The organism is Amycolatopsis sp. lyj-109 (genome assembly GCF_046548995.1).
In the GTDB taxonomy this organism is placed as follows: domain Bacteria; phylum Actinomycetota; class Actinomycetes; order Mycobacteriales; family Pseudonocardiaceae; genus Amycolatopsis.
The window spans coordinates 90,503-107,368 of sequence record NZ_JAJPWR010000019.1 but is presented as its reverse complement, the minus strand read 5'-3'; the positions used below and the strand labels follow the sequence as shown (position 1 = coordinate 107,368).

The following is a 16,866-nucleotide window of genomic DNA, read 5'->3' as shown; positions in this document are numbered from 1 at the left end:
GCAGGCGACCCGCGCGGGCCGGCTGGTCTTGATATCCGGCATGACCGCCCGCAATGCCACGGCGGCGTCACCGGCGTCGGGGACATCAGCGCCCAGACCCACCAGGTGTGCCAGAACCTCGAAGCCGCGGTCAAGGCCGCCGGCGGCACGCTCGACGACATCGCCCGCGTCGACGTCTACGTCCGCAACATGGAGGACTTCGAAGACATCCACGCCGTGCGCCGGCAGTACTTCACCGGCGCGGCCTCCGCCTCGACCATGGTCGAAGTCTCGAAGTTCGTGAACAAGGACTACCTGATCGAGATCAACGCGATCGCCGTCCTCCCGGAGGACGCGCGATGAGGATCGCCACCGTCCGGCTCCGCGGCAAGGACCACCTCGGCGCGGTGCGGCCGGAGGACGCGACGGTGACGATCCTGCCCGCGGCGGCGCCGACGCTCGACGACGTCGTCCGCGACGGTCCCTCGGCACTCGCCGCCGTCCGCCGTGAGCTTCTCGGCGGCGAGCGTCTCTCGCTGGACGCCGTCCGGCTCGCCGCGCCGCTGCGCCGGTTCAACCCGCAACGTCCTGTGCACGGGCTGGAACTACTGGGACCACTTCGAGGAATCCCGGGGCAAACGCGATGGACAGGACCCACCGGAGCGGCCGCGGCATCCGACGTTCTTCACCAAGGGCCCGGGCACGGTGATCGGCCCGTTCGACGACATCGCGTTCGACCCGGCGATCTCGGCCAGATGGGACTATGAAGCCGAAGTCGCGCTGATCGTCGGCAAGGACGGCCGGTCCATCCCGGAAGAGCGGGCCTGGGAGCACGTGTTCGGGCTGTGCGTCGCCCAACGACGTGTCCCAGCGCGACCTCCAGCGCCGCCACGGCGGCCAATGGCTCAAGGGCAAGAGCATCGACGCGACCATGCCGCTGGGCCCCTGAATCACCACGGCCGACGAGGTCACGGACCCGTACGACCTCACCGTGCGCTGCACCCTGAACGGCGAGGTACTGCAAGAGGCCTCCACGCGCCAGGTCGCGTTCCGCTTCGAGCGCATCATCGCCGAACTGAGCTGGGGCGTGACCCTGCGGGCCGGCGACGTGATCCTCACCGGAACCCCAGCGGGATCGGCAACGCCCGCGAACCGCAAGTGTTCCTCGCGTCCGGAGACGAGGTCGTCACCTCCGTCAGTGGTCTCGGCGAGCTTCGCAACCGGGTTGTCACGACCGACCTCAGCGGGCAGCCGTAGCATCACCAGCGGCGATTACGGCCCCGCCTCTCGACGAACGAATGTGCAACAGTAGTTGACGTACGTACAGGGGTAGCTAGCGTTACCTCGAACTCCGAAAGCTCCGATCAGTCGCCGGAAGGAAAGGCACTCACCGGATGTCCGACAACCCGGGCGCACCCGCACAGGGAAAGCGCCCGCTTCGCTTCCCGGACGGCTTCCTCATCGGGGCGTCGACCGCAGGACACCAGACCGAGGGCAACAACACCAACTCGGACTGGTGGGAGTTCGAGCACCGCCCGGGTTCCCCGGTGCACGAGCCGTCGGGAGACGCCTGCGACTCCTACCATCGCTACCCCGAGGACATCGGCCTGGTCGCGGGCTTCGGGCTGAACGCCTACCGGTTCAGCGTCGAGTGGCCACGGCTCGAGCCGGCCGAAGGGATGTTCTCCAGGGCCGAGACGGCACATTACCGCCGCATGCTTGCCGCCTGCCACGAGCACGGCATCGTGCCCGTAGTGACCTACAACCACTTCACGCTGCCGCTCTGGTTGCAGCGGCGTGGCGGTTTCGCGGCCGACGATTTTCCGCAGCTCTTTCAGCGCTTCTGCGCCCACGTCACGCGGACTCTGGGTGATCTCATCGGCTGGGCGGTCACGATCAACGAACCGGAGGGAGCCGGTGATGCCGGGTACGTCCTCGGCATCCACCCGCCCGGCAGGGTGGGCGACCGCGAGCTCGCTCACCGCGTCGCGGACAACGTGCTGACCGCCCACCGCTTGGGAGTCAAGGCCATTCACGACCACGGTTCGATGCCGGCGGGAGTCTCACTCGCCCTTCAGGACATGCAGTACGAAGACGGCGCGACACCCGGCAAAACCGAGTGGGAGCTCAACGCACTGATCAGCGAACGGTACATCGAAGCCGCCCAGGAGGATGACTTCGTCGGGCTGCAGACCTACACGCGCATCCGGTTCGGCCCCGAAGGGGAACGCGGACCGGGCCTGCACCCCGAGAACAAGAACGGCCTTGTGGAAACCGACGACACGACGCAAGTCGGCTGGGAGTTCTACCCCGAAGCTCTCGACGGGACGATCCGGCGGGTTCACCGAGTCAGCGGCGGCAAGCCGATCCTGCTCACCGAGAACGGCATCGCCACCACCCACGATCCGAAACGGGTGGCTTTCATGGACCGGGCGCTGCGCGCCGTGCACACGTGCCTGGCAGACGGTATCGACGTGCGCGGCTACCTCCACTGGTCACTCCTCGACAACTACGAGTGGTCAGGCGGATTCGAGCCGACCTTCGGTCTCGTCGCGGTCGACCGTCAGACCTTCGCTCGCCGGCCGAAGGAGAGCGCGTATTGGCTCGGAGACGTCGCACGTTCCCGATGCCTGCCGGCTGAGCCGGTGACGTGGCCCCCCGCGGCATAGGCGATCGGGCAGGTCGTCGGCGCGGCGGCCACGGCTGGTTCTGTCTGTGCGAAGTGGCCGCGTTTGTTCGTCGGAGCCGATCACACCCCGGTGGGGGAAGTCCGTGTCCGCGAGGAGTGATCGCACTTGCCCGTGGGCCTAGCGCGGCCTCCGGATCAGCCGCTTCGGCCAGTCGAACTTCAGCACGGACTGAGAGTCCAATGTGGACCATTGCTCGCCAAGAGCACCCAATGTATCGGTGGCGCGGGCGATGTCTGCGGATGTCCACGGGAACGGATCCTGGTTGACCACCCCCCACGCCTCGCGCACTGCCGATTGCGGAACCGGTCGGCGATGCTCCACCGGCTTGGTGCAGCACTCCGGCCAGCACCTCCGCCGGTCCTAGGCCAGTCCCAGCTCCCGCTCGGTGACCGCATGCGCAAGGTCGTGCGGCACCCGCCACTTTCGCGAGTACGACGGCAGTCACACCAGCACCCCGTCGGGGCGGTGGACCCATACCTGCGACTCTCCCCGCGGCGCGCGGCGGAACTCGATCAGCACCTCGTGAGCATCCCCACCGGCACGTCTGCTCACAAGCCGATTCCCGCACGCCCTCCCAGTGCGGTCGGTTCAGGCGAACATCGGAGTCCGCACGCCAGCCCGCCCGGCATCGAACGACATCGGGCGGGCTGAGCTGTCCCCAAGAACGCTTACTGCTGACGCCCCTCGCCGAACTGGAAGAAGGTCTGGGCGTTGTTGACAAGCAGGTCCAGGACGACGTCGCGGTCGAAGCCTTCGTCGAGCAGCCGGGGAGCGAACACCGCCGGGTCGAAGTCCATGCCGGTGACCGAGCCGTAGGCCTTCTGGTAGGACCGCTTGCCGGAGTCCGTGCCGAGCAGGAGTTGCTTGCCGTAACCGAGTTCGGTCAGACCCTTGACGATCATGACGCGGCTGCTATCGGGCAGGTACTTGATCCGGCTCGTGCCGTCCAGCTCGAGGTAGCAGCCGAGCTTGGTGATCTGCGAGAGGTACCAGACGTCATTGTTGCGCTGGACGTGGCCGATCGCGACCTTCGCCGGGTCGACACCGAGCTTGACGAACGCCTTGGCCTGCTCGAGCGCCGCGGTTCCCGCGGACGTGTGGGTGTTGATCGGACAGCCGGTCTCTTTCGCCGCAATGGCGACGGCCTCCAGGGTCTTGTGCTCCCACTCGGTGATCTTGCCGTAGGCGGAGGCGAACTTGATGACACCGGCCTTGTGCTTGGTGCGCTCGACGATCGGGCCCATGTAGTCGTGGGCATCGACCCCCTCGACGATGTCGGCGATCAGCAGGTCCGCGATCTGGTTGACGGAGTACTGGTTGACCCAGCTGGTACGCGTCTCGAGGTACACCTTTTCCTGGTGAAAGCCGGTCGCGACGACGATCTGCAGTCCGTCGACGCGGCTGTCGACCTCAGCGAGCTTCGTCACCGAGCGCCCGCACGCCGAGGGGCACATGTCGATGACCGTACCGCCGGCAACCCAATCCTGGCTGGCCTTGACGAAGTACGAGGCCTCTTCGACGGCCTTGTCGACGTCGTCGAGCAGATGGTCGGCGTCGAGGAAGACTTCTCCGGCACCGACCCGGATCAGGTGGTCATGGCAGTTGACCACGCCGAGACTGCTGGGATCGACGTCACCTTGGATGGTGCGGACGAAGGACATCGTTGCTCCTGGGAGTCTGCGGTAGTGGGAGAAGGCGGCAGATTCTCATGGCGAACCAACTGCCATCCGTACTCACATCCTCGCCCCCCGTGGACACCTGTCAATCAGCCGTGCACGAATGTTCAAGCTTGAGGGGAGCCCGGAATCAGGGCCGGCTACCGGACGGGCGTCATCCGCAGCATCCGCTCGGCCGCGCGGTCGTCGGTGATCAGCGTGTTGAAGTACCCGCCTCGAAGACCGGCGACGATCGCGGTCGCCTTGGACGCTCCCCCGGCGACAGCGATGACCTTCGGAATCCGCTTCATCGCGTCGAGGCCGATGCTGATCGTCCGGTCATTGAGGTTGGCCTGCACGCGGGCACCGGTCGCGGTGTAGAACTCGCCGCAGATGTGGCCGATGCCGCCGGCCTGCCTGGTCTTGACGATGTCCTTCTGCGTGATGAGACCCTCGAAGATGGGACTCTGGTTCGTCGGATCCAAGGTGCCGACGCCGACGACGGCCACATCGACGTTCGCGCCGACACGCAGCGTCTGCGCGATGTTGCGATCACGCATCAGCGTCTGCTTGATGACGGGGCTCTCGACCAGGATCGGCACGTGCAGGTACCGGCACGTGGCGTCATAGGCCGTGGCGAAAGCCCGGGCCACGTCCGGCCCGTCGATCGCCGGATTGTCGTGGCCGAGTGCGCCGATGATCTGAACGACGTTGATGTGGACCGCGAGTTCAGGCTGCAGGAAACGCGCAGTGGCGGCCAGCGACCGGCCGTTCGAAACACCCAGGGCCATACCATCGCGGAGAACTGACTGCAGGTAGTTCGCTGCGGCACGCCCGAGATGATCGGCCGTGTCCGGTTCCCCGGATGTCGACCTGACCACGCGCGCGTCTTCGAGTCGGAAACGTTCCTGGAGCGCGCGCTCCAGCGGAACCAACCGCGTCAGCGGTGGCCGGATCTCGATGTGCACGATCCCTTGCTTGCGCGCGGCGGCCAGCATCCGGGAGACGGTCGGCCGTGACTTCCCCAGAGCTTTGGCGATCTCGTCCTGGGACAGATCCTGCTCGTAGTACATCCGCGCAGCTGCCACCAAATTGTGGATCTGGTCCTCGATCGAGTCCGCAGTCATCCCCTCCTTGAGTCGGGCGACGGCCAGTGTATCGCGACCGTGAACAAAAGTGCAGGGGAAGTTGACGATTGTCCGCCCCCTGCTGACCCTAGGTCGGCGTCAAGCCCGCACCGACACCAAGGAGTGCGCCACAGTGACAGAAACACATACGAGGGCTGCTCGCCTCGGATCCCTTGAGGAGCAGCGGACGGCGGTCCGTCCGGGCCGCAAGGTCCAGGTCGCGCTCGACACGAAGAACATTTTCGACGCGCTCGCCGCGGCGCGCCAGGTCGGGCAGCACATCGACATCATCGAGATCGGCACCGTCCTCTGCCTTGCCGAGGGTATGCGTGCGGTCCGGGAGATGCGGGCCTGCTACCCGGATCACCTGCTGCTGGCCGACATCCGCGTCGCGGAAGCCGGCTCGATCCTCTCTCGCCTCGCGTTCGAGGCCGGCGCCGACCTCGTCTCCGTCGTCAGCGGTGCCGCTCCGGAGAGCTTTGCGGCCGTCGTGGACGTCGCCGCCGAGTTCGGCGGCGACGTCCAGGTCGAACTCTCGGACGGCTGGACCTGGGCCCTCGTCGAGAAATGCCGCGATCTCGGCATCCGCCATTTCATCCTGCACCGCAGCCGTGACGCCGAGGCGCGCGGCGAGCTCTCCTGGTCCGCCGACGACCTGGCGTCGATCTCCCGCATTCACGAACTCGGCGGCCGGGTCAGCGTTACCGGCGGCATGTCGGTGAGCGAGGTCCCCCACTTCGCCGCGTACCCCGTCGAGATATTCATCGCCGGGCGGGCTCTGTACGACTCCGCCGATCCGGCTGCGAGCGCGTGGGATTTCCGGGCCGCGGTCGCGAATCTCCCGTCACTGAAGTAATGGAAAGCGATCCGAAAATGCGCACCGCATTGGCCGACCGCCCGTTCGGCATCTACGAGAAGGCTCTCGCGCCGGGACCGTGGCTCGGCATGCTCGAGCAGGCACGCGATGCCGGTTTCCAGTTCGTCGAGATGTCACTGGACGAGTCCGCCGATCGTCTGGCCAGGCTGGCCTGGTCCGCGGAGACACGACGCCGGCTGGTCGCCGACATCCAGGAGACCGGCATCCCGATCTACTCCATCTGCCTCAGCGCACATCGACGCTTCGGCCTCGGCAGCGCGGACCCGCAGGTGCGGACCAAGGCGGCGCGGATCCTGCACGACGCCGTCGATCTCGCGGCCGATCTCGGTGTCCGCGTCATCCAGATCGCCGGCTACTTCGCCTATTACGAGCCCGAATCCCCCGACGCCCGCTCCCGGTATGTCGACGGCCTTCGCGTCGGCCTGGCGCACGCCGCTGAACGCGGCGTGATGCTCGCCGTGGAAAACATCGACACCGTCGACATGGCGTCAGTGAGCGACTGCCTGACCTTGCGGGACGAACTGGACAACCCGTGGTTCCAGATCTACCCGGATATCGGCAACCTCGCCGTCCATTCCCTCGGAGTCGCGGCCCAGACCGCACTTGTCAAGGGAGCGGCGGTGGGCCTTCACCTGAAGGACGCGCGGGCCGGCGAACCGCGACGTGTGCCGTTCGGCGAGGGCACCGTACCGTTCCCCGCCGTCTTCCAGACGCTGAACCAGATCCGCTACGACGGGCCACTGACGCTCGAGATGTGGAACGACGATCCCACCACCGCCACCCAGATCGCGACAGACGCGCTGCGGTGGATCCGCCAGACGATCTCCGACGCGCTCGCCAGCGCCAGTTGACAGGACACCAGGATGCTTCTCCCCGAACTTCGCGAGCAGGTCTGCACTGCCAACCGACAGCTCCCCGCTGCCGGCTTGGTGACCTGGACCTCGGGCAACGTGAGCGTTCGCGACCCCGAGACCGGCTTGGTCGTCATCAAGCCGAGCGGCCGCATGTTCGACGACCTCACCCCGAACGACATGGTGGTCGTGGACCTGGACGGCAAAGTCGTCGACGGTGACCTCGGTCCGTCCTCGGACACCGCCGCGCACCTCTACGTCTACGCGAACCGGGACGACGTGCGAAGCGTCATCCACACGCACTCGACCTTCGCGACGGCCTTCGCCACGGCCGGTCTTTCGATCCCGGTCTACATGACCGCCATCGCCGACGAATTCGGGTGCGAGATCCCCCTCGGCGACTATGCCGCCATCGGCGGCGACGCCATCGGGAAGGAGATCTGCCGGTCCATCGGTCGATCGCCGGCCATCCTGATGAAGCAGCACGGCGTGTTCACCATCGGCGCGTCGATCAAGGCCGCACTCAAGGCCGCGGTCATGGTCGAGGACGTGGCGAAGACCGTTTGGTACGCAAGCCAGCTCGGCCCGCTCACCCCGCTTCCCGAGGCCGAGATCACGGCCAACCACGAGCGATACACCCACCGTTACGGCACGGCAACAGCAAGTCAGGGTTGACGCACATACGTGCATTCACATTTGACGAATGTACGTAGTTGCTTAGAGTTATGGCACTCACGGCGAAGTGGTGCGCGTCACGCCGCGTGAGTGGAACACACTCGACGAGACGGCGGTGATTGCGTGACTACAGCAAGTGTCGTTGACACGATGCTCCCGGAGTCGCATGAGGCTCCGAAGTCGCCGCGCGGCGACTACATCCGGCTCGCGCTCGGACTCGGGCCGATCATCGGCCTGTTCCTGGCGAGCGTCTTCGCACCGCTGCCGTACGCCCCGACCACGCCCGACACGAGCGTGATCTCGGTGGCCCCCAACGGCAGCCACTGGTTCGGGACGGACGCCAACGGGTTCGACGTGTTCTCCCGGACGATCGAGGCGGCCCGGATCGACCTGCCGCTGGCGTTCGGCGGTGTGCTCCTCGCGATGGTGATCGGCGTGCCGATCGGGCTGGCGGTCAGCAAAGAGTCCTGGTTGTCCAACATCGTGATGCGCGGAGTCGATGCGCTCCAGTCACTTCCGCTGCTGATCGTCACCGTAGCCGTGGTGGCACTGGCGGGCGACCACTTCTACGACGTCATCCTCGCGATGGTGCTCGTCATCGCACCCGGCTTCATCCGCCTGGTTCGAGCCGGCGCCGTCGTGATCCGGTCCAAGCGGTACGTGGAGGCGGCCACCGCCACCGGCAGCAGCGAAGCACGCATTCTCCGGGTGCACGTGCTGCCCAACGTGCTCAACCTCGTTCTCACGCAGCTGACGCTCGGCGTCGGACTCGCCATCGTCGTGATCGCCGGCCTGAACTTCCTGGGAGTGGGCGTCGATCCGCCCACCCCGACCTGGGGCGGCATGATCTTCGATGGTGCTGGCGTCATCAACCAGGGCCAGTGGTGGGTAGCGCTGTTTCCCAGCCTGGCGATTCTCGTGGTCATCAGCTGTGTCAACCTCACGGCCCGCGTGGTCGAAGATCTCACTCAGGCGCGGTGACCATGGTGCTCTCCGTCGAAGACATGACCGTCACCTACCGGACCCGGCGTGGCTCCAACGTTGTCGTCGACAACATGAATCTCGAAATCGGCGACGCCGAGTTCGTGGGCCTGGTGGGCGAAAGCGGATCCGGCAAGTCGGCAGCCATCCATGCGATCGCCCGGCTTCCTCGCCCGGTCGAGTCCACTGTGGCCGGACAAATTCACCTTTCGGGCGTGGACATGCTCGCCGCTCGAGGAGAGCAGCTGCGCCAACTCCGCGGAACAACGCTGGGTTTCGTGGGACAGAACCCCTTCGGGTCACTCCATCCCACACTTCGCATCAGCAGGCAGTTCCACAACGTGCTGCGTGCACACCGCAAGACCAGCTCCAAGTCCGAGTCTTTCCGGTTGGCCAAGGAAGCGCTCGACTCCGTCGGCATCGTCGCCGTCGACAAAGTCCTGAACGGATATGCCCACCAGCTCAGCGGTGGAATGGCGCAGCGCGTGGTGATCGCCATGGCCACCATGCTCGGCCCGAAGCTCCTCATCGCGGACGAACCGACCACCGCGCTCGACCCGACGGTCCAGGTGCAAATCCTCGACCTGCTCGCCCGGCTCCGCGACGAGATGCACACCTCTGTCTTGATCGTCACGCACGACCTCGGCGTGATCGCCAACTACTGCGATCATGCGCTGGTGATGAAGTCGGGGAGCGTGGTCGAGCAATCCTCGGTCTCCACGCTGTTCACGGACCCGACCCACCAGTACACACGCGAGCTCTTCGCCGACGACTTCGAACTCCGGGAATCGGTATGACGACCAATGGTCCCGCGCCTGTCGTGATCGACGCACGCCATCTGCGAAAGACTTTTCGAGGTCAGGGCGGAACCGACCTGATCGCGGTGAACGACGTGAACCTTGCGATCCGCGCCGGCGAGACCGTCGGCCTGATCGGTGAGAGCGGGTCGGGAAAGTCCACTCTGGGCCGCCTGCTGCTCGGGTTGCTCGCCGCGGATTCGGGCGAAGTGTACTTCCAGGACACCGAAATCGTCGGAGCATCACCGAAGGATCTTCAGCGACTCCGCACCCAGATGCAGGTGGTCTTCCAGGAGCCGTACGAGTCCCTCAATCCGCGGCTGCGGGTCAGCTCCTTGGTCGCCGAGCCGCTCGTCGTCCAGGGCGATGTCTCCAAGGCCGAACGCAGGCAGCGCGTCGCCGAGGCCCTCAGCCAGGTCGGCCTGAAGCCCGAACTGGCCGGTCGGTTCCCGGGCGAGCTCAGCGGCGGGCAGCAGCAGCGCGTCGGGATTGCCCGCGCCATCATCGGACGTCCCAAGCTCGTCGTCCTCGACGAGCCCACGGCCTCCCTGGACCGCACCATCCGGCGACAGATCACGGACCTGCTTCACAAGGTGCAAGCCGACCTCGACCTCGCCTATCTGCTCATCACCCACGACATCGGCTCGGTGCGGCGGATGGCCAAACGATCGGTCGTCATGTTCCGCGGCCATCTGGTCGAGTCAGGCCCGACGGCAGCCATCCTCAACGCGCCCGGGCACCCCTACACCAAGGCTCTCGTGTCGTCCGAGCTGCCGGCGAAACTCGACGCGGCGCCGTCACGCTACCGGCTCAAGCCGCGGCCGCCGGGCAGCGAAGGGTTGCCGACGGGCTGCCCGCTGCGCGCCGTCTGCCCGCTGGCCATCGATGCCTGCGCAACCGAACTGCCCCCGATGGCAGCCATCCGGCCGGGCCACGAATCGCGCTGCATCCGCTGGGCGGATCTGACGCCTCCGCCATCGGCCCCGGCCGACGCAGCGCGCGAGCGAAGTGCGAAGGAAGCGATCCGATGAAAGCCTGGGCCAAGTTCCTCAGCCGCCGGCTCCTGCTCATGGCAGCCTCCCTCTGGTTCCTGATCACGGTCACGTTCCTCTTGGTCACGCTGGCCCCCTCCGACCCCGCGCGGACGATCGGCGGGCCGTACGCGACCAACGACCAGATCGCCGAGATCAGCCATCGCCTGGGCCTGGACAAGCCGCTGCTGACGCGCTACTTCGACTACTGGAGCAGCTTGTTCCACGGCTCCCTAGGCAATTCGCTGTTCGGAGCCAATCCGAGCGTGCGCGACCAGATCGGGAAGTACCTGCCTTCGACGATCGAGCTGATCATCCTCAGCCTGCTCGTCGCCGTGGTCCTCGGCCTTCTGCTCGGCAGCGTCAGTGCGTACTTCCACCGGCGATGGCCCGACCGCGCGGCCTCCACCGTCGCGGGCATCTTCCAGTCGATGCCGGACTTCATCGTCGCGGTGGTGCTCATCTACTTCCTCAGCTACCTGACGGGGGCTCTGCCCGGACCTGAGGGGCAGCTGTCCATCGTCACCACACCTCCCCCGCACCGCACCGGTATGGTTCTGCTCGACAGCCTGCTGACCGGTCAGTGGGACACGTTCCACGACGCATTGATGCATGCGATCCTCCCGGTCCTCACGCTGGGCCTCGTCATCGCCGCGGTGTTCGCCAGGATCAGCCGCACGGCCCTGCGCGAGGCTCTCGAGTCCGACCAGACCAAGTTCGCCCGGGCCTGCGGGCTGCCAGAGCGGCAGATCCTCCGGTACGCGTTGCTGACCTCCAGGACGCCGATCCTGACTTATGGTGCCATCGTGTTCGGCAGCCTTTTCGGTGGTACGGCCATCGTCGAAACGATCTTCAACTGGAACGGGCTGTCCCAGTGGGCGGTTCAGTCGATGGAGCGGTCCGACTACCCCTCGGCCCAGGGTTTCGTCCTGCTGGCCGGTGTCGTCACCTTGATCGTCTACGTCCTCCTCGATGTTTTCACCGCGATCTTCGACCCGCGTGTGCGGACTGAGCAGGCGCGGTGACATGACGACCGGCAAGATGCAGCCATCCCGCGATGTCACCGCCATCGGCGAAGGTCAGCTACGGCTGAACACCCGGCTCGGAACATCGCTCGAGGTGGCGAACGACCTCGCCGTGCACGTCGCCGGCGCGGAGGGCAACGTACTCGGCCTGCTGTCCCGCCTGGGGAATCGCACCGGCTTGGTGACCAGCCTCCCCACCGGATCTCTGGGCCGGCGCATCGCCGGCGAGTACCGCACGGCCGGCGTCGACACGTCGGCGATCGTGTGGCGGGAAACCGGCCGGGTCGCGCTCTACTTCGTCGAAACCTCCACCCCACCGGTACCCAGCCGGGTGACCTACGACCGAGCCGACTCCTGCTTCGCCCGGCTCACCCGGGACGACATCGACTGGGACTACCTGGGTGACGCCCGACTGCTCCACGTCACCGGCATCACGGCCGCGCTCAGCGAAGGCCTCTACGCCTGCCTGACCGAAGCGGTGGCTCAAGCACACCGGCACGCGCAAGCCGTCTCGGTCGACGTCAACTACCGGTCGCAACTCACCACGCCCGAACGCGCGCTGAAACAGCTCACCCCCCTGCTGGACGGAGCCTCGATCATCTCCTGCTCACGACGTGACGCCGCGACGGTCTTCGGCCTCTTCGGCCCTGTCGGCGACGTCGCGACCGCACTGAGCAACCGCTTCGGCGCCCGCTGGGTGCTGGTTTCCGACGGGGCGTGCGACGCCGCAGCCTACGTGGACGGGACCGTGCTCCTGGCAAAGCCGCCGGCGACCACCGTCGTGGACCGGGTCGGCGCCGGCGACGCGCTGATCGGTGGTTTCCTGCATGGATTCCTCAACGAAGACCCCGAGCAGGGCCTGCGGCTGGGAATCGCGGCAGCCGCCCTCGCCCTCACGCGCCACGACGACCAAGTACGGACGACTCTGCCGGACTTGGAAGCCCTGACCAGGTCGTTCGGCCAGGATATTGTTCGCTGAGCCTCACCGTAGAGCCGAGTGGAGAAGACCGAGAATGGCTGTCACAGACGAGCGGCGGGCTCGGCTCGCCGCGAACCTGAACAAGTTGCGGGCGTACCACGAGATCCAGAACGAGATGGGCCGCGTTGTCGCGGCCGTCAACTTCGGACAGCCCGACAAAGTTCTCGCGCGATTCGCCCTCGGCCGTCCCGACGTCTCCGTGGAGTGGGCCGACGAAGGCGTCTTCATCGGCCCCGAAGCCGTGACGACGATCGTGCGGGAAACCATCGGACGTGAACGTGCGCCCGGCGAGATGGTCGACCTCCAACTCACCACACCGATGATCGAGGTCGCGGACGACCAGCGAAGCGCCGAAGCGCTCTGGTGGTGCCCCGGCGCCGGCACGCTCGTCGAGGGCACCGACGAGCCGGAAGCGATCTGGCTGTGGGGAACGCTCGCCGCCGACTTCGTACCCGACGGCGGCACGTGGAAAATCTGGCACCTGCACTACTTCCGGTACATCAAGTGCCACTACGACCGGGGCTGGACGGACGACACCAGTCTGATCAACAGGCCGAACGTGCCGATGCACCCGCTGGCCGAGCCGACGACCCATCACAACCCGTACTCGCCGCTGAGCATCCGGGACGGTCTTCCCGCAGCCCCACGGCCCCACCGCACCTACGAGGGCATCGGCTGGATGCTCAACCGCGACAAGACGCACTGACCCGATGGACCCGATCACGATCGACGACCTCGCCGCGCTCGACGACGAGGAGTTCGAACAGTACGAGGCAGAGGTGGAGCGGCTGCTCGCGGTGTGGCAGGTGCAGAATCTGCGCGGGCAAGCCGCGATCTTCCATGACGACCAGCACCTCGGAGAGGCGCGCCGCGAGCTGTACGCGACCCGGCACCCCGGTGCGAACCCGGCCTACACCGCTCCCCGGGCCGCGGTGGTCGACAGTCTCGAAGGGAACGCGCTCTTCCACCCTCTGACGACGCCGATCATCGAGGTCGACCAGACCGCCACCCGGGCACGCGGCGTCTGGTGGTCACTCGGGCTCGAGGGGTTGTCGAAGCACCGTGAGCACCCGATGGCGATCATCAGTATCGGCATGGTCCCCGGAACTCACGTTGTGGAGGATGGCGAGTGGCGCATCCTCTCCGGCGTCTGGCAACGGACGACGAAGAACGAGTACCACGCCGGCTGGGTGCACAGCATGGAGCCGACGAACACACGCCCGCCGTTGACGCCGGAACAGGACAGGGCCTTCCTCGGCAGATTCGCCTACCGCAAGGACGAGGTCCGGCCAGCGGTACCCGAGCCGCCGGCGCGCGACACGTGGGAACGCTATCCCGACGAGACCGACGATGGCTGGCTGTACGAAGGTCTTCCCTGACACACAAAGGCGTTATCACGGCCGGGCCGGACGGCCCGGGCAGACCGAAGAGGTGAGGGCGTGGGCGATCAGGTCGCGGTGCTGAACGGGCTGTTGCAGGCTGAGGTGGTATCGCTCGCGCACCCTCTTCGGGTCGGGGAGGCCCGGGCTGCCCTCTCGCCGCCCTACATGCATGCCTTGCTCAGTCCGCTCGGCACCACAGCGGGAAATCTCCCCGGACAATCCCCCGAGATCCATGGCGCCACCGACGCGATATCGCTCGGCGCACACACCGGGACGCATGTGGACGGCCTGGCCCACGTCTCCTACCGGCGCAAGCTCCTCGACGGTACCCGCATCGACGACCCCGGGGTGCAGGACGCCGCCCACGGCATCCGGATGCGCACCATGGAGAACTTGCGGCCTGTGGTGTCCCGAGGCGTCCTGCTGGACTTCGCGCGATGGTTGGACGTCGAGAGGATCCCCGGTGACTATGTGATCACCCCGGATCGCCTCGACGCCTGCGCGGCCGACCAAGGCGTGCAGATCCGGAGCGGCGATACCGTTCTGTTGCGCACCGGCTATGACAGCATCTATCACGATGCGGACACCTTCCTCGAAGCACCGATGCCCGGTCCCGACACCGCAACCGCCAAAGCACTCACAGCACGCGGGATCGTGGCGACCGGGTCCGACACCATGCCTTACGAGGCAGTCCCCTCCCCCGACCCCCTCGGCGTGCACGCGGAACTCATCCCCAAGGCAGGGGTCTTCATCCTGGAGATGCTCGACTTGCGTGCGCTCTCGGAGCGCCGGCCGGCAGAGTTCCTGTTCGTGATGGCACCCCTGATGATTTCAGGCGGCACCGGGTCGCCGGTCAACCCGCTCGCGCTCATCCCGGCGAACGCCTGACGAACCGGTCCTCCTGCGGCCAGGAGGCTCCGCGTGGACCCTCGTGCCCGCCTGTTTGCGGCCCTGACCTCGCACTATAGTCGCCTGCACATATGTGCACGTCGCGTTGACGTACGTACATTTGCGGTTAGCGTTACCGGTCAACCAGACGGTTCCACTACATGCGTCGACGTCGTTCGGTGCCGTGGAGGGCGGCTCGAGGAGACCGCAACTGACATTAAGAGAGGCAATGATGCCCAAAATCGGCAACCTGTCGCCCCTTGGGCGCATCCGGGGGCGCTCGCGCACCGCTGCGGCGTGCTTGAGCCTCTTGGCCGGCGCCGGCCTCGTCGCCGGATGTGGCAGCAGCGGAGGATCGGGTTCTCCTGCATCGTCCACCTTCGTCGCCGCCATCCCCGCCCTGCCGCCGACGCTCGACCCGACCTCGTTCAGCGGCGGCACGCGGCCGGCGATGTCCTTCCTCGACTCGTTCCTCTTCGACTTCGAGTCCACGAGCTGCACCACCTCGTTGTCCGGCGACAAGCTCGTCGGCAACCTGGCGAAGTCATGGACGCAGTCGCCGGACAAGAAGTCCTACGACATAGTCCTGAACGACTACAAGAGCAGCTACGGCAACCCGTTGACAGCTCAGGACGTCAAGTGGAGCGTGGACTACGCGATCGCGAACAGTCCGATCTCGAAGTACCTGGCGTCCGCCGACGCGCACTTCTCGAAGACCCCTGTCACCGTCGTCTCCGATCACGAGTTCAAACTGACCGTCGACCAGGCGACCCCGGACGATCTCGCCCTGTTCGCCATCCCGACCTTCACCATCTTCGACTCGACCGAAATCAAGAAACACGCCACCCAGGACGACCCGTGGGGCAAGAAGTGGGTCGCTCAGAACGCGGCGGTCTTCGGCCCGTGGAAGCTGGACTCGTTCGACCCGGGCAACCAGATGACCCTCTCTGCGAATGAGGGCTACACAGGCAGTCGAGGCAAGGTCGCCAAGCTGATCGTCAAGCAGGTTGCCGGCGCATCCGACCAGACCCAACTGCTCCAGCAGGGCTCGATCAACTACGCCAACGCGCCGACGTGGACGCAATACAAAGATTTGATGAGCAACAGCAAGGTCAAGGTTTACCCGTGTGCACCGCTCAGTCGCGACGTTCTCATCCTGAACTTCAACGACAAGGCACTCGGCAACGTCAAGGTTCGCCAGGCGATCAGCATGGCGATCAATCGCGACGAGCTGAACAAGAGCGCCTACGCCGGACTCGCGACACCGTCGACCACAGCACTACTGCCCTCCGAGATGCCGCCGAACTCCGACAGCGTCCCGAAGTACACCTACAACGTGTCGGCAGCGAAGCAACTACTGGCCGAGGCTGGTTTTCCGAACGGCCTCGACCTGACTCTCAGCTACAACGAGAACCAGCCTGGTTCGCAGGTCACACAGAGCTCGATCCTGATCCAGAACCAGCTCAAACAAATCGGCATCAACGTCAAACTGAACCATGTCGCCAACGGCAATGACTTCAACTCCCAGTTCCAGGAGGGCAAGTACCAGTCGATTCTCTACTACTCGGGCGCAGCATTGCCGTCGACGTACTTCGACGTCAGCCTCGAGTCGCCGGACTCACCGAACGTCTCATGGGGTTTCAAAGACCAGCAGTTCTCAGCCCTGGTGCACACGGTTGGCGCATCCGAGCCCGGTTCTCCCGAATACAACGAAGCCCTTGTCAAGATCGCCCAATACAACGCGACGCAGTTCCCGTGGATTCCCCTCGTGGACACGCCCAACATCTTCGCCATGAACTCGAACGCCGGAAACGTCGATCAGGCGGTCGGGCCGATCACACCGCGGATCTCAAACCTCAACAAGTAGCATCTCCGCCGGCGGCCGCCCAGCTTCCTGGGCGGCCGCTGCCGGCCCGGCACTTTTCCATG

General features: G+C 66.1%; 16 protein-coding genes and 1 pseudogene. 15 read left to right on the top strand and 2 right to left on the bottom strand.

Features of this window, described 5'->3' with window-relative positions; all coding sequences use genetic code 11:
• Positions 1-33: 33 nt before the first annotated feature.
• From ACLJQF_RS34975 to ACLJQF_RS34965, 3 genes and pseudogenes are all read left to right on the top strand, one after another.
• Positions 34-342 (top strand): RidA family protein, encoded by a 309-nt coding sequence (locus ACLJQF_RS34975; protein ID WP_211231887.1) that lies wholly within the window; start codon positions 34-36, stop codon positions 340-342.
• Positions 343-486: 144 nt separating this feature from the next.
• Positions 487-1,291: pseudogene (locus ACLJQF_RS34970) on the top strand (fumarylacetoacetate hydrolase family protein).
• Between the two features lie 82 nt (positions 1,292-1,373).
• Complete coding sequence (locus tag ACLJQF_RS34965) at positions 1,374-2,648, top strand: glycoside hydrolase family 1 protein (RefSeq protein WP_410614583.1); 1,275 nt, start codon at positions 1,374-1,376, stop codon at positions 2,646-2,648.
• Positions 2,649-3,337: 689 nt separating this feature from the next.
• Here ACLJQF_RS34965 and ACLJQF_RS34960 read toward each other — a convergent pair.
• On the bottom strand, positions 3,338-4,330 hold the full coding sequence (locus ACLJQF_RS34960) for a phosphotriesterase (RefSeq protein WP_410614582.1): 993 nt from the start codon (positions 4,328-4,330) through the stop codon (positions 3,338-3,340).
• Between the two features lie 155 nt (positions 4,331-4,485).
• The gene (locus tag ACLJQF_RS34955) at positions 4,486-5,451 is read right to left on the bottom strand and encodes a sugar-binding transcriptional regulator (RefSeq protein ID WP_020638723.1); all 966 of its coding nucleotides are present in this window, start codon (positions 5,449-5,451) and stop codon (positions 4,486-4,488) included.
• Between the two features lie 49 nt (positions 5,452-5,500).
• On the opposite strand from ACLJQF_RS34955, the gene ACLJQF_RS34950 reads away from it, so the two are divergent.
• The 12 genes from ACLJQF_RS34950 (at position 5,501) to ACLJQF_RS34895 (ending at position 16,804) form a co-directional block, all read left to right on the top strand.
• Positions 5,501-6,307, top strand: a complete 807-nt coding sequence (locus ACLJQF_RS34950; protein ID WP_125592013.1) for an orotidine 5'-phosphate decarboxylase / HUMPS family protein — start codon at positions 5,501-5,503, stop codon at positions 6,305-6,307.
• Positions 6,307-7,179 (top strand): L-ribulose-5-phosphate 3-epimerase, encoded by an 873-nt coding sequence (locus ACLJQF_RS34945; RefSeq protein ID WP_410614581.1) that lies wholly within the window; start codon positions 6,307-6,309, stop codon positions 7,177-7,179. The genes ACLJQF_RS34950 and ACLJQF_RS34945 overlap by 1 nt, the downstream gene beginning before the upstream one ends.
• Positions 7,180-7,191: 12 nt before the next feature.
• Positions 7,192-7,854: an L-ribulose-5-phosphate 4-epimerase gene (locus tag ACLJQF_RS34940; protein WP_026468116.1), complete on the top strand. Its 663-nt coding sequence runs from the start codon at positions 7,192-7,194 to the stop codon at positions 7,852-7,854.
• A gap of 150 nt (positions 7,855-8,004) precedes the next feature.
• Positions 8,005-8,835, top strand: a complete 831-nt coding sequence (locus ACLJQF_RS34935; protein WP_020638727.1) for an ABC transporter permease subunit — start codon at positions 8,005-8,007, stop codon at positions 8,833-8,835.
• 2 nt (positions 8,836-8,837) lie between these two features.
• Positions 8,838-9,632, top strand: coding sequence for an ABC transporter ATP-binding protein (locus ACLJQF_RS34930; protein ID WP_245589773.1), 795 nt, complete (start codon positions 8,838-8,840; stop codon positions 9,630-9,632).
• Positions 9,629-10,663 carry an ABC transporter ATP-binding protein gene (locus tag ACLJQF_RS34925; protein WP_410614580.1) on the top strand — a complete coding sequence of 345 codons (1,035 nt, stop codon included), beginning with the start codon at positions 9,629-9,631 and terminating at the stop codon, positions 10,661-10,663. The genes ACLJQF_RS34930 and ACLJQF_RS34925 overlap by 4 nt, the downstream gene beginning before the upstream one ends.
• Positions 10,660-11,688, top strand: a complete 1,029-nt coding sequence (locus ACLJQF_RS34920) for an ABC transporter permease (RefSeq protein WP_020638730.1) — start codon at positions 10,660-10,662, stop codon at positions 11,686-11,688. Before ACLJQF_RS34925 ends, ACLJQF_RS34920 begins: the two co-directional genes overlap by 4 nt.
• 1 nt (position 11,689) lies before the next feature.
• The gene (locus tag ACLJQF_RS34915) at positions 11,690-12,667 is read left to right on the top strand and encodes a sugar kinase (protein ID WP_020638731.1); all 978 of its coding nucleotides are present in this window, start codon (positions 11,690-11,692) and stop codon (positions 12,665-12,667) included.
• 34 nt (positions 12,668-12,701) lie between these two features.
• Positions 12,702-13,373, top strand: a complete 672-nt coding sequence (locus tag ACLJQF_RS34910) for a nuclear transport factor 2 family protein (RefSeq protein WP_410614579.1) — start codon at positions 12,702-12,704, stop codon at positions 13,371-13,373.
• 4 nt (positions 13,374-13,377) lie between these two features.
• The gene (locus ACLJQF_RS34905; protein WP_410614578.1) at positions 13,378-14,046 is read left to right on the top strand and encodes a hypothetical protein; all 669 of its coding nucleotides are present in this window, start codon (positions 13,378-13,380) and stop codon (positions 14,044-14,046) included.
• A gap of 60 nt (positions 14,047-14,106) precedes the next feature.
• Complete coding sequence (locus ACLJQF_RS34900) at positions 14,107-14,937, top strand: cyclase family protein (RefSeq protein ID WP_020638734.1); 831 nt, start codon at positions 14,107-14,109, stop codon at positions 14,935-14,937.
• A 232-nt stretch (positions 14,938-15,169) separates the two neighbouring features.
• Entirely contained in the window at positions 15,170-16,804 is a 1,635-nt protein-coding gene (locus ACLJQF_RS34895; protein ID WP_410614577.1) for an ABC transporter substrate-binding protein, read from the top strand.
• Positions 16,805-16,866 lie beyond the last annotated feature (62 nt).

Excerpts from the sequence above, each read along its gene's own strand:
- ACLJQF_RS34965 (WP_410614583.1), top strand. The coding sequence starts at position 1,374 with ATGTCCGACAACCCGGGCGCACCCGCACAGGGAAAGCGCCCGCTTCGC.
- ACLJQF_RS34960 (WP_410614582.1), bottom strand. The coding sequence starts at position 4,330 with ATGTCCTTCGTCCGCACCATCCAAGGTGACGTCGATCCCAGCAGTCTC.
- ACLJQF_RS34955 (WP_020638723.1), bottom strand. The coding sequence starts at position 5,451 with ATGACTGCGGACTCGATCGAGGACCAGATCCACAATTTGGTGGCAGCT.
- ACLJQF_RS34945 (WP_410614581.1), top strand. The coding sequence starts at position 6,307 with ATGGAAAGCGATCCGAAAATGCGCACCGCATTGGCCGACCGCCCGTTC.
- ACLJQF_RS34940 (WP_026468116.1), top strand. The coding sequence starts at position 7,192 with ATGCTTCTCCCCGAACTTCGCGAGCAGGTCTGCACTGCCAACCGACAG.
- ACLJQF_RS34935 (WP_020638727.1), top strand. The coding sequence starts at position 8,005 with ATGCTCCCGGAGTCGCATGAGGCTCCGAAGTCGCCGCGCGGCGACTAC.
- ACLJQF_RS34930 (WP_245589773.1), top strand. The coding sequence starts at position 8,838 with ATGGTGCTCTCCGTCGAAGACATGACCGTCACCTACCGGACCCGGCGT.
- ACLJQF_RS34925 (WP_410614580.1), top strand. The coding sequence starts at position 9,629 with ATGACGACCAATGGTCCCGCGCCTGTCGTGATCGACGCACGCCATCTG.
- ACLJQF_RS34920 (WP_020638730.1), top strand. The coding sequence starts at position 10,660 with ATGAAAGCCTGGGCCAAGTTCCTCAGCCGCCGGCTCCTGCTCATGGCA.
- ACLJQF_RS34915 (WP_020638731.1), top strand. The coding sequence starts at position 11,690 with ATGACGACCGGCAAGATGCAGCCATCCCGCGATGTCACCGCCATCGGC.
- ACLJQF_RS34910 (WP_410614579.1), top strand. The coding sequence starts at position 12,702 with ATGGCTGTCACAGACGAGCGGCGGGCTCGGCTCGCCGCGAACCTGAAC.
- ACLJQF_RS34905 (WP_410614578.1), top strand. The coding sequence starts at position 13,378 with ATGGACCCGATCACGATCGACGACCTCGCCGCGCTCGACGACGAGGAG.
- ACLJQF_RS34895 (WP_410614577.1), top strand. The coding sequence starts at position 15,170 with ATGCCCAAAATCGGCAACCTGTCGCCCCTTGGGCGCATCCGGGGGCGC.